Annotated in this window: 10 protein-coding genes; 6 read left to right on the top strand and 4 right to left on the bottom strand. The window is 35.4% G+C overall.

The genetic code is table 11. The features are described from left to right. Both ED556_RS13650 and ED556_RS13645 read right to left on the bottom strand, forming a co-directional pair. Nucleotides 1-4,921 (bottom strand): PKD-like domain-containing protein (locus ED556_RS13650; protein WP_296325057.1); only part of this gene is annotated, 4,921 nt, incomplete at its 3' end. 13 nt (nt 4,922-4,934) lie between these two features. Further along, entirely contained in the window at nt 4,935-5,399 is a 465-nt protein-coding gene (locus ED556_RS13645; protein ID WP_296325054.1) for a hypothetical protein, read from the bottom strand. A gap of 183 nt (nt 5,400-5,582) precedes the next feature. On the opposite strand from ED556_RS13645, the gene folE reads away from it, so the two are divergent. The 6 genes from folE to ED556_RS13615 all read left to right on the top strand — a co-directional run bounded on the left by folE (nt 5,583) and on the right by ED556_RS13615 (nt 9,699). Continuing rightward, nucleotides 5,583-6,257: a GTP cyclohydrolase I FolE gene (folE, locus tag ED556_RS13640; protein ID WP_296325051.1), complete on the top strand. Its 675-nt coding sequence runs from the start codon at nt 5,583-5,585 to the stop codon at nt 6,255-6,257. 62 nt (nt 6,258-6,319) lie between these two features. Then, entirely contained in the window at nt 6,320-7,801 is a 1,482-nt protein-coding gene (cysS, locus tag ED556_RS13635) for a cysteine--tRNA ligase (RefSeq protein WP_296325048.1), read from the top strand. A 4-nt stretch (nt 7,802-7,805) separates the two neighbouring features. Beyond that, complete coding sequence (gene yidD, locus ED556_RS13630) at nt 7,806-8,039, top strand: membrane protein insertion efficiency factor YidD (protein WP_296325062.1); 234 nt, start codon at nt 7,806-7,808, stop codon at nt 8,037-8,039. A 66-nt stretch (nt 8,040-8,105) separates the two neighbouring features. After that, nucleotides 8,106-8,945 carry a prolipoprotein diacylglyceryl transferase gene (lgt, locus tag ED556_RS13625; protein WP_296325046.1) on the top strand — a complete coding sequence of 280 codons (840 nt, stop codon included), beginning with the start codon at nt 8,106-8,108 and terminating at the stop codon, nt 8,943-8,945. Between the two features lie 12 nt (nt 8,946-8,957). Next, the gene (locus ED556_RS13620) at nt 8,958-9,203 is read left to right on the top strand and encodes a hypothetical protein (protein ID WP_296325043.1); all 246 of its coding nucleotides are present in this window, start codon (nt 8,958-8,960) and stop codon (nt 9,201-9,203) included. 31 nt (nt 9,204-9,234) lie between these two features. Further along, nucleotides 9,235-9,699: a DUF192 domain-containing protein gene (locus ED556_RS13615; protein ID WP_296325041.1), complete on the top strand. Its 465-nt coding sequence runs from the start codon at nt 9,235-9,237 to the stop codon at nt 9,697-9,699. A 49-nt stretch (nt 9,700-9,748) separates the two neighbouring features. On the opposite strand, the gene secDF is transcribed toward ED556_RS13615, so the two are convergent. Both secDF and ED556_RS13605 read right to left on the bottom strand, forming a co-directional pair. Continuing rightward, complete coding sequence (gene secDF, locus ED556_RS13610) at nt 9,749-12,766, bottom strand: protein translocase subunit SecDF (RefSeq protein ID WP_296325038.1); 3,018 nt, start codon at nt 12,764-12,766, stop codon at nt 9,749-9,751. 159 nt (nt 12,767-12,925) lie between these two features. Then, entirely contained in the window at nt 12,926-13,471 is a 546-nt protein-coding gene (locus ED556_RS13605; RefSeq protein WP_296325035.1) for a hypothetical protein, read from the bottom strand. Nucleotides 13,472-13,533: the final 62 nt, after the last annotated feature.

Raw genomic sequence — 13,533 nt, 5'->3', positions numbered from 1 at the left:
TGACATCAAATGGGTTTCCATCACAATTATCTGCACTCACTGGTACTATAGTATACGTCACTACTACTGGTGCATTAGTCATATTGGTATAGGCATCATCTGCGATTTCATTAGCTCCAAATCCATTACCTACTACTGGTGCTCCTGCACTGGCTACTAAGCCATTATCATTAATTGCTATAATATTATAGGTGGCTGCCGCTATACTTCCTGGCTCAACATCTAAGACAATACCACTTACATCATCACTACATACGGTAGCATCTAAAGTTGTAGATAATATTGGTTCTGGACTAATAGTGACATTGACATCAAATGCATCGCCTTCACAATTATCTGCACTTACTGGCACTATAGTATACGTGACTGGTACTGGAAGATTTGTTGTGTTTGTATAAGCATCATCTGCAATTTCATTAGCTCCAAATCCGTTACCTACTACTGGTGCACCTGCACTGGCTACTAAGCCATTATCATTAATTGCTATAATATTATATGTCGCAGCGGCTATGCTTCCTGGCGCTACATCTAATACAATACCACTTGCTGTATCAGTACATACTGTAGTATCTAAAGTTGTGGATAAGACTGGTTCTGGATTAATAGTAACATTAACATCAAATGCATCACCTTCACAATTATCTGCACTTACTGGCACTATAGTATAGGTTACAGGTACTGGAAGATTTGTTGTGTTTGTATAAGCATCATCTGCAATTTCATTAGCTCCAAATCCGTTACCTACTGCTGGTGCACCTGCACTGGCTACTAAGCCATTATCATTAATTGCTATAATATTATAGGTCGCAGCGGCTATACTTCCTGGTGCTACATCTAAAACAATACCACTAGCTGTATCACTACATGTAATACCATCTAAAGTTGTGGATAAGACTGGTTCGGGATTAATAGTGACATTGACATCAAATGGGTTTCCATCACAATTATCTGCACTCACTGGTACTATAGTATACGTCACTACTACTGGTGCATTAGTCATATTGGTATAGGCATCATCTGCGATTTCATTAGCTCCAAATCCATTGCCTACTACTGGTGCTCCTGCACTGGCTACTAAGCCATTATCATTAATTGCTATAATATTGTAGGTCACAGCGGCTATACTTCCTGGCTCAACATCTAAGACAATACCACTTACATCATCACTACATACGGTAGCATCTAAAGTTGTAGATAATATTGGTTCTGGACTAATAGTGAGATTGACATCAAAAGCATCGCCTTCACAATTATCTGCACTTACTGGCACTATAGTATACGTGACTGGTACTGGAAGATTTGTTGTATTCGTATAAGCATCATCTGCAATTTCGTTGACACCAAATCCATTACCTACTACTGGTGCACCTGCACTAGCTACTAAGCCATTATCATTAATTGCTATAATATTGTAGGTCGCAGCGGCTATGCTTCCTGGCGCTACATCTAAAACAATACCGCTAGCTGTATCAGTACATACTGTAGTATCTAAAGTTGTGGATAAGACTGGTTCTGGATTAATAGTAACATTAACATCAAATGCATCACCTTCACAATTATCTGCACTTACTGGCACTATAGTATATATTACAGGTACTGGAAGATTTGTTGTGTTTGTATAAGCATCATCTGAAATTTCATTAGCTCCAAATCCATTACCTACTGCTGGTGCACCTGCACTGGCTACTAAGCCATTATCATTAATTGCTATAATATTGTAGGTCACAGCGGCTATACTTCCTGGCTCTACATCTAAAACAATACCACTAGCTGTATCACTACATGTAATACCATCTAAAGTTGTAGATAAGACTGGTTCTGGATTAATAGTAAGGTTAACATCTAACGCATTACCAGAACAATTATCCGCATTAACAGGGACTATTGTATATGTCACTACTACAGGTGCATTAGTCATATTGGTATAGGCATCATCTGCGATTTCATTGGCTCCAAATCCATTACCTACTGCTGGTGCACCTGCACTGGCTACTAAGCCATTATCATTAATTGCTATAATATTATAGGTGGCTGCCGCTATACTTCCTGGCCCTACATCTAAGACAATACCACTAACATTATCACTACATACAGTAACATCTAAAGATGCAGATAATATTGGTTCTGGACTAATAGTGACATTGACATCAAATGCATCGCCTTCACAATTATCTGCACTTACTGGTACTATAGTATACGTTACTGGTACTGCAAGATTTGTTGTGTTTGTATAAGCATCATCTGCAATTTCGTTGACACCAAATCCATTACCTACTGCCGGTGCACCTGCACTGGCTACTAAGCCATTATCATTAATTGCTATAATATTGTAGGTGGCTGCTGCTACACTTCCTGGTGCTACATCTAATACAACTCCGATGAGATCATCGCTACAAACTGTAGTATCTAAATTTGCTGAAAGAACAGGTTCGGGATTAACCATCAAGTTAACATCTAAAGCTAATCCTTCGCAATTATCTGCACTTACTGGCACTATAGTATATATTACAGGTACTGGAAGATTTGTTGTGTTTGTATAAGCATCATCTGAAATTTCATTAGCTCCAAATCCATTACCTACTGCTGGTGCGCCTGCACTGGCTACTAAGCCATTGGTATTAATAGCAGTAATATTATAGGTTGAGGCTGCAATACTACCTGCTTCAATATCTAATATAATGCCACTAGCAACATCACTACAGACTGTCGTATCTAAACCAATTGATAACACAGGTACGGGATTGACCATTACAGTAACATCCACAGCATTCCCAAGGCAATTAGCCGCACCACTTACTGGCACTATAGTATATATTACAGGTACTGGAAGAATTGTTGTATTGGTATAGGCATCATCTGCAATTTCATTGGCTCCAAATCCATTACCTACTACTGGTGCTCCTGCACTGGCTACTAAGCCATTAGTATTAATTCCAGTAATGTTAAAAGTTGTAGATGCTAAATCTCCAATATCTAAATCTAGAATTATGCCAATTGCATCGTCACTACAAGCCGATGTGTCTAGTGTAGAAGATAAAACAGGTGTTTCGAAAAAGGTAATAGCAACATCGTCAACGCTAATGCAATTGGTAACATCTTCAGTTACTGTAACTGAATAAACTCCAGAATCTGGCGAACTTACAGTAAGTGTTGGATTTGTTTCGCCTGGTAGGTCTACACCATCTAAAGCCCATTGGTAGGTCACTGACCCAGCGACAGTAGCATCTAATAGAACATCAGGGTCACCAATACATAATTCTTGATCAGGCCCGAGGTCTACAATAAAAGGTATATTCGTTGTAACTGTGACATCATCGGTCACAACAGTAACATCTCCATTACAATTGGTATAGGTTACTTGTGCTGTATAAGTTGTAGACGGATCTGTTGGGCACACTTCGAAACTGGCGTCATTACTAATGACATTTCCCATTGCATCCAACCAGGCAAACTCAACAATTGATGGTCCCGCTGGTGTAAAACGCCATGCTTCATCAGATGTAGTCCATCCGGGCATAGTTAGCGTACCACCTTCATTCGTATTACGGCCAGGTGGTACAAATGCTTGTGTTCCAGCATCATTTTGTATACCAACGGCCTTATTGTTATTAAATTCATCACAAAAAGGTGCATCTTGAATGTATATATCAATAACATTAGTTGTTTCATAAAATACTGCCATGTGGGTTGCAATTGCAGTAGGGCAGTTCCACATTTCTACGTTAAAAAAACTAACTACGAGAACACGATTTGGTGCCACTCCTATAAATTCCCAAGCTATTTCTTCACCTGTAGAAGCTGCAGGATTAATGTCATGAACTGGCGTAAATACATTTCCTTCTCCTAATGCAGGGTTTGTATTGTTAGGAAGCGTGTTGTTTTGTAAATTCCAAGCATTGGTAGCATCTGATGGATCAACATCAAAACGGATTAAACCATTAGAACCCACTTGAAATTGAGTTTCTATTTGGTCAAAAAAGCAAAAATCAAAGGGTAAGCTTTCTACACCTGCCCATGCGTCATCTATATTATTGTTTATTGTGTTAGCTAAACCATCAAACGGGAATGGTGGAACATATGGTATACTGTTTACAGTATAGGTAGACGTATCTCCAATATCTAAAAAACTTGCATTTAGTGTGGTGCAAGTTTCGTCACAGGGTATATCTACATCATCTCCAGCGTTAACCGATGGATTACCAGGACTGGTAACACCAATTTGAGCAGAAAGATTAATATTATTAGTACTTGTGCATCCAGATGTATCTGTAATTGTCAAGGTTACATTATAAATTCCTGCTACCGTATACGCATGTGTTACAGATTGGCCCATTGCGGTATTACCATCACCAAAATCCCACAAATACGTAGCACCGGTACCATCATTAGAAAAGGTACCACTGCCATTAAAACTTATTGTATCATTAACATCCGCACTTATAGCATTTCCGGATCCAACAGCAGGAGTTGTACTATCAACGTTAGCTGTAATTGTCTGACAAGGTGTAAAACAACTAATCTCTGCTACCCAACCTAGGGTATTGCCATTGCCATTAGAAGAAAATGTAATCGTTAAACAGCCCGAAGTATTAGCACTTGTAGCTTCAATTAGACCTGGACTCGAGCTCCCAGAAAACTGACCTAATTGAGACGCACTAGTATCATCTCCATCAAAAATTGTTAAAATGTCTGCACCTGTCTCTGTATTAAAAGATGTAAAATTAAGACTCACGGAGTCTCCCGGTGTATCAGGACAAATCGTTAATGTAAAATTTTCGTTGCTCGAATATATTCCTGATGGTCCTCCCGAATCATAAAACATATCTGTACATTGATTAAATGTACCATTTTGCATATTTATATCTTGTGCCGAAACAAAAACTACACAAAAAAAGACAACCGTTGTAATTATATTTTTCATGAGTAATGGGGATTTACTGGTATTGAGATTTTATAACTATACCATAATTTGTTCCATCAACTTGATAGGTATATGATTTTTTTGAATAAAAACTAAATGTATATTTCAAAGGATTAAAGTTATTTGGATTAAAAACAACGTCCCTTTTTAAAGTTTTATTAAAAGATTTGAATACTGGCACTTCAGATAACTTTGGATAGTTTAAGCTTAAATGTTTTTGAGTCAATTTAACTATCTGAACCCTATTTCTTAAAATCTGTTTTATAAATTTTAACCTGTGTGGTCTAGAATATATTTCCTTGTACGCAGCATCTCCATAGGCTTCATTTATAAATGTTTTTTCTAAAGTCGACAAAGGTAAATTAACGTTATCGTCAAATTTAACTATTATAGATGATGGCATGGATTGCGCTCCTATACTTAAAGAGGTTAGGGATATTAATAACACAATCAACACTTTTGATATTGTTTTTATCATAATTTTTTAGGTAATTTCAGAAGCGGAAATTAATAAAATTTTAAGAAACCGAGCTCCAATTAACATCAGTTCTCGATGAAATTAGTTAATTCATGTATATAACAAGTATAATTAGGAATTTCCTAACAGATGAATGCTATTTTATTTAATTATCTTTGCAGTCTCATTTTACATACCATTTAAATGAAGATAGATAACGATTTTAATATAGATACCATTGGAGATGACCACATAGGCACCTCTAGTGATACGCCTTTAAGAGAAGATGCCTTTGAGCTAAGTGATGCTGAAAAAATAGAAAGCATACGTGAAGATGTTGAACATATTTTAGAAACACTTGGGCTAGATTTAACGGACGACAGTTTAAGTGGCACACCAAAACGTGTTGCTAAAATGTTTGTAAATGAAATATTTAGTGGGCTTCACCCTAATAATAAGCCTAAAGCATCCACATTTGAAAATAAATATAAATACGGTGAAATGCTTGTTGAGAAAAACATAACTGTATACTCTACTTGTGAGCATCATTTATTACCTATAGTTGGGAAGGCTCACGTCGCTTATATTTCTAATGGTAGTGTTGTAGGTTTATCTAAAATGAACCGTATTGTAGATTATTATGCTAAGCGCCCTCAAGTACAGGAGCGACTTACCATCCAAATTGTCAGAGAATTGCAAGATGTATTAGGTACTGATGATGTTGCTTGTGTTATCGATGCTAAGCATCTGTGTGTTAACTCTCGTGGCATTAAAGATGTTGCAAGTAGCACAGTTACTTCTGAGTTTGGAGGCAAATTCAAAACCAAAGAAACACGTCGTGAATTTTTGGATTATATAAAACTAGATACTGAGTTTTAATATACCTTTACAAAAGACATTCTAACTTATTTACTAATTACATACGATTAAGTACTAAACACATGCTTTTCGAAAACCAAGAGATTAAAATCTACAATTCACTTTCTGGTGAAAAAGAAATTTTTCAACCTATTACTAAAGGTTATGTTGGTATGTATGTGTGTGGTCCTACAGTTTATAGCAATGTGCATTTAGGAAATGTTAGAACCTTTATGTCTTTTGACATGATTTTTAGATATTTCAAACATTTGGGTTATAAAGTACGCTATGTCAGGAATATTACGGATGCTGGTCACTTGGAGAATGATGCGGATTTAGGTGAAGATAAAATCACTAAAAAAGCACGCGTTGAGGAGATTGAACCTATGGAAGTTGTACAACGCTATACTGTAGACTTTCATAATGTACTTAATACCTTAAACTTTTTACCACCAAGCATAGAGCCAACAGCTACTGGTCACATCATTGAACAAATCGAATTAATACAAACCATCATCGATAAGGGATTAGCCTATGTGGTTAATGGTTCTGTATATTTTGATGTACATAAATACAATGAAACTAATGAATATGGTATTCTAAGTAAACGTAAACTTGAAGATCTAATTCATAATACGCGCAGTCTAGATGGGCAAAGCGATAAGAGAAATCCACAGGACTTTGCACTTTGGAAAAAAGCTGAACCAACTCACATCATGCGTTGGTCATCACCTTGGAGTGATGGTTTTCCTGGCTGGCATTTAGAGTGTACTGCAATGAGCACCAAATACTTGGGTGACAGATTTGATATTCATGGTGGCGGTATGGATCTAAAATTCCCACATCACGAATGTGAAATTGCACAATGCAAAGCTGCTAAAGGTAATGACCCGGTAAAATATTGGATGCACGCCAATATGCTAGAAATGAATGGTGCTCGTATGAGTAAATCTAGTGGAAATTATGTGAATCCTGCCGAATTATTCTCTGGTGATAACAAGATTATGTCCAAAGGGTTTTCGCCCGGAGTTATTCGTTTTTTTATGATGCAAGCTTCATATAGAAGTATTCTAGATTTAACCAACGATGGATTGCTTGCCGCTGAGAAAGGATTTAATCGTTTAATGGAAGCGATTAATAATTTGGATAAGCTGGTTCCTCAAGCTTCATCATCATTTAATGTTTCTGAATGGAAACAAAAATGCTATGATGCAATGAATGATGATTTTAATACACCAATATTAATTGCGCATTTATTTGAAGCTGTAAAGTTTATAAATCTTGCCACAGATAATAAAGCTACAATTACAGAAGCAGATTTAAGTCTACTTATAAGCACTATCAATTCATTTGTATTCGATATTCTTGGTCTTAAGAAAAATAATAATCAGGATGATTCAGGCGCTAATAAACTAAGTGCCACAATAGAACTTTTAATTAAGCTTAGAAAAGAAGCTAGAATTAATAAAGACTTTGCACTATCTGACCAGATCCGAGATGAGTTGGCAGAGGTTGGTATTACGCTAAAAGATCACCGTGAAGGCACTACTTATTCTATAAAATAATCCTATCAAAAAACTACTGACATACCCATTTTTATTTTTGATTAAGGTCTACCAGACTTTGATTTCTCCATTAACACCAGCAACGTGCAGATACCAACCAACATGTTCGCATTATGCTAAAGAAGCATTGGAAGTGCATGGGTTGTTTAAAGGAAGTCGTTTGGCAATTAAGCGCATTTTTAGTTGCCATCCTTTAGGAGGAAAAGGTTACGACCCAGTGCCGCCAAAGGAGGATTAATATTAGCTCCTATATTAATTAAGAAACCATCAAAAATCTTATATTTACGGCTTTAATACGGTATATATGTATAGCTTACAAGTTGTTTGGGAAACAAAAAAATTTATCGATTTAGGCTTTTTTAAATTGCACTATTATAGTTTAATGTGGATTGTTGCTTTTGTCATAGGGTTTTATATCACTAAACGTATTTATAAAAATGAAAACCAGTCTAATGAATCGCTAGATTCATTATTTATCTATTCGGTTTTAGGGATTATGCTTGGAGCACGTTTAGGTCATGTTTTGTTCTACCAAACCGAGCTAATTACAGAAGATTTTTTTAGTATATTTTTACCTTTCAAATTCAAAGGTGGTTTTGAGTTCACAGGTTTTCAAGGTTTGGCCAGTCATGGCGCAGCGATAGCTATGATAATCTCAATGTACCTCTATAATAAAAAAGTTCTCAAGAAAACAGTTTTGTGGATTTTAGATCGTGTAGTAGTAGCTGTTGCCCTTGGTGCTGCTTTTGTACGTATTGGTAATTTCATTAATTCAGAAATTATAGGAAAACCTACAAATTCAGATTTTGGAGTAATATTCGCGGAGCTTGGCGAATCTTTTCCTAGACATGCTACACAACTTTACGAAGCTGGTTGTTACGTAATCATATTTATCATACTTTATGTATTGTATTGGAAAACTAAAAAAGCTAATAAAGAAGGTTACTTATTTGGCTTGTTTTTAGTTTTATTATGGTCTGTACGCTTTATTATTGAATTCTTTAAAGAGCCTCAAAGTGGTGAGTATCTATCTGATGCCATAGGTAATGTTATTAATAATGGTCAAATATTAAGTATCCCTTTGATACTAGTGGGACTTTATTTTATGTTCTTCTACAAACCTAAAGCTAACTTAGAATCCTAATTATAGTTTAGAATGAAAAAAGTTTATGGTTATCTATGTATTGCAATAGGTGCTTTGCTAATGATGGCTTTTATATATTACTTAAGCCCGGCTTTAATTTCGGTATCAAAGATTACAACTATCTTCAATTCTGGGTTATCTGCCTCTGAAAGACTAATGATTTTTGGCGGCTGTATCTATTGGATAATTCATATAATGACTATTATTATTTCTTTCAAGCTTGGTTTTAAAATAATGAGGCATTATTCAAATCAATAAGTCTTTGAAGCAACTCGGTATTAAATATCTCATGATTCTCATTGTCGTCTTACATGTTTTTTCTTGTAGTGATAAGAAAAAACAACAAAAAGGCTTAGATATAAAATTTAAAAAAGAAGGTTCGCTTCAACTCAAGAAGGCATTTAATGATTCGCTCATTAAGTTATTAGACATTGAAATTGCTGATGATGATTTCCAAATACAAACTGGTTTGATGTATCGCAATAGTATGAAAGACAATCAAGCAATGCTATTTCTTTTCCCTGATGAAAGACAACGGAGCTTCTATATGAAGAATACACGTATACCTCTGGATATCATCTTTATTGCTTCGGATAGTAGTATTGTAAGTTTTCAGAAGAACGCAAAGCCTTTTGATGAGACTTCACTTCCATCTGATGCAGCGGCTAAATATGTTTTAGAAATTAATGCTGGACTTTCGGACTCATGGAATCTTCAGTTGGGAGATAAAATAGAATTCAAGATTTTAAATTAAAAAAGGCTGCAAATTGCAGCCTTTTTTAGTTATATGATTTGAGGTTTTGTTACGCCTCTTCTTCATCTTCTTCTTTAACTTTCTTCTTTAAAGATTCAGCTGCATCACCTTTCTTAGCGGTATCGTACATTATTGGTGTCGCAATAAATAACGACGAATATGTACCAACTAGCACACCAACTATTAAGGCAAATAAGAATCCTTTAAGCGAATCGGCACCTAGGAAGAACATCGCTAATAATACCACCAATGTTGTTAAAGATGTATTTAATGTTCTACTTAATGTACTATTTAAAGATGCATTAATTGTTCTACCAAACTCCCAACTTGTATGTTCGTTTAAGAACTCTCTAATTCTATCGAAAACAACCACAGTATCGTTAAGTGAGTAACCAATTACCGTTAAGATTGCTGCGATAAAGGCTTGGTCTATTTCCATACTAAATGGCATAAACTTCCAAGCTATTGAGAAAATACCTAATACAATTAATACATCGTGGAATACTGCAGCTACAGCTCCAAGTGAGAATTGCCAACGCTTAAATCGTATTAAGATGTATAAGAATACTACAACTAAAGACCCTAAAATTGCCCAGAAAGATGACTTCTTAATATCATCCGCAATTGTAGGACTTACTTTACTTGATAAACGTTTCCCAATGTTAGCATCTCCAGAACCATCTAAGAATTCTTCATAAGTCATTCCATCAGGTAAATATGGAACTAATGCTTCAAATAACGTAGACTGTACTTTCTCGTCAGCTTCGGTAGAATTATCTTCTACTAAATATTTAGTTGATATTTTTAATTCATTATCATTCCCAATCGTTTTTACTTCTGCACTACCAAAAACTGCTGGATCATTTAATGTTTTAGCTACCTCTTCAGTACTTACAGTCTGTGCAAAACGCACTTGGTACGTTCTACCTCCAACAAAATCAATACCTTGATCTAAATTATTTGTGAATAAAGATGCAATACCAGCTGTAATTAATAGTCCTGAAATCACATAAGCAATCTTACGTTTTCCTAAGAAATTGATATTTACATTCTGCAAGAAGCCTTTAGTTAGAGCTGTAGAGAAGTCTAATCTACCACCACGATTTGCATACCAGTCAATCAATAATCTAGTAATAAATATCGCTGTAAATAATGAGGTTAAAATACCAATGATTAATGTTGTTGCAAAACCTTTAATTGGTCCTGTACCAAATACAAATAGTATTAATGCCGTTAAACCTGTAGTGATGTTTGCATCAAGGATAGAAGACAATGCATTAGCAAAACCATCTTTAATCGCCTCTTTTTGACCTTTGCCTTTGGCCAGCTCTTCTCGTATGCGCTCAAAGATAAGTACGTTAGCATCTACCGAAATACCAATAGTTAATACAATACCCGCTATACCTGGTAATGTTAATACTGCACCTAAACCTGAGAGTACACCAAATATTAAAAGAATATTTAATAGTAATGCTACGTCTGCAAATCCACCAGCTTTGCCATAATAGAATATCATCCATAATAATACGAACGCAAGCGCTAAAGCAAAAGATATCATACCAGAGTCTATAGCTTCTTGACCTAATGATGGCCCAACCTCATCTGCTTGAACTATCTCAGCTGAAGCTGGTAATTTACCTGCTCTTAATACATTTGCTAAGTCGGTTGCTTCTTGAAGCGTAAATGAACCTGAAATCTGAGAATTACCACCTGCTATTGGCCCTGTAGTCACGCCTGGTGCAGAGTATACGATGTTGTCTAATACTATGGCTATATTACCTCTTTCATTATATGCCACAGTAGTCATATCTTCCCATATCTTAGCACCTTTGGAATTCATTTGCATGCTTACTGCAGGACGATTACGTGGGTCATAATCTTGGCGTGCATCAGTTATAACTGCACCACTTAATTCTGGCACATTGTCTCTGTTACTTTTAAGTGCATAAAGTTCTACAAACTCAGACTCTTTATCAGCAGGCTTTCCCCATGCAAATCTTACATAACGTTGCTCTGCCGGTAATAAATCTCTATTAGCTTCCAACTTTTTCATTACCTCAGCAGAATCTTTAGCTAGGAACGTACCTATTACTGGACCACCTTGACCAATTCCTTGTATCCCTAATGGATTTACATCTTCTTGAACATTAGTTGAATCTTGTTCAATTTGCCCCGTTATTTCGTCAATAACACTAGATGTAGAATCTTGTTCTTCAGCTGCTTCACCTTCTTCAGTAGTCTCAGTTGAAGTTTCTGTTTTTGCTTGTTGAGCCTCCAATAAACGTTGGTTAACCTGAATTAAATAACTGGCTAAATCCTGAACTTGGTAGGTTTCCCAGAATTGTAGTTGCGCTGTTTTAGTAATGATATCTACAACACGGTCTCTATCTCTAGCGCCAGGTAGTTCTAATAATATACGACCAGAATTTCCTAAACGTTGAATGTTTGGAGATGTTACTCCAAATCCATCAATACGATTACGTAATACTTCAAAAGCCGATACAATAGATTCATCTACTTTACGAGTAATAATACTTTTTACCTCATCATCAGACATGTTAAATGTAACATCATCACTTAAGGTACGGTTAGCAAATATATCTGGAGACGCTAACTTAGTATCTCCTTTTAATTCATCAAAAGCTGTATAAAAAGACTCTAAGTAAGATTCTTGTGCATCTTTTTGAATCTCAGTAGCTCTCTCTAAAGCTTGATTAAAAACTGGATCTTTACTATTATTAGCTAATCCTTTTAAGATGTCCTTTACTGAAATTTCAATAATAGCGTTAATACCACCTTTAAGGTCAAGACCTAAGTTCATAGCATTATCCTTAACGTCACTATACGTAAACTTACTTACACCTAAATTATATACCTCAAGGGTATTTAATGAGTCTAGATAACGTAATTCGGCAGCATTAACGTCTGCGCTTTCTGTGTAATTAGACTGCGCAAATTGTTTTGCTTCTTTTTCAATCTGATTTGCTTTAAACGTAAATGATAATTGATAGATACTTACCAATCCAAATAGTAAAGCAAATAGCTTGACTAATCCTTTATTTTGCATTGTTTTTTGTTTTATACCGAATCAACTCTTCGACTGCGCCCAGTTTGACAATTCGGTAATTGTTATAAAATTTAAAATTGAATGTGAGTTCAAATCGCAATACTTCAAATACTTTTATTTGAATAGTATCTGAACTCTATTAATAGTTTTGAAAGATAATTAAGATGATGGCCCTGCTCTTACTTCAGGAATATTGTGAGATGTATTGTCTGAAACAAATGCTATATGTTTGTTACAATTATAAGCAACCGAAATATCAAAGAATGATACCTGATCATCTTCTATGATTTGAAATTTATATACATCAGGATAGAAAGAGCGATCGCTCTTTAGGTTTAAAGATTGTACTTGTAAACCTTCAAAGTCCCATGTCTTAGAATTGTTTACTCCTAATTTAAAAACGTCGAGATTAAAATCTCCAGAGTTTTCATTAGATGGCTCAGAAGACGTATTAAAATTAATCTCTGCGTTTTCAGAAAGTATTTGCTTTATCTTAGAAACAGATTCATTACTATGATATGCAATTCGATAAAACTGATTGTCATGAGATGAGATTGAAATATCATCAACACCAATAGATCTGAGCGTTTTAGATATGACTTCTAATGAGGTATCTGTTTCTGAATCGGAGAAACTTTCGGAAGTAAATTGAAGTACAATTTCTTGATTAGCTACAGGTTGTTGGAAGTGTTGTATAACACCCAAAACTGTTAAGCTTAAGACAAGGCTAAATATGTACCTTTTTATTTTCACGCGCCAAATATAAA

Origin of the sequence: Winogradskyella sp. (assembly GCF_003712105.1) — a bacterium.
Taxonomy (GTDB): domain Bacteria; phylum Bacteroidota; class Bacteroidia; order Flavobacteriales; family Flavobacteriaceae; genus Winogradskyella.
This window is presented reverse-complemented; position numbering and strand designations above follow the sequence as displayed.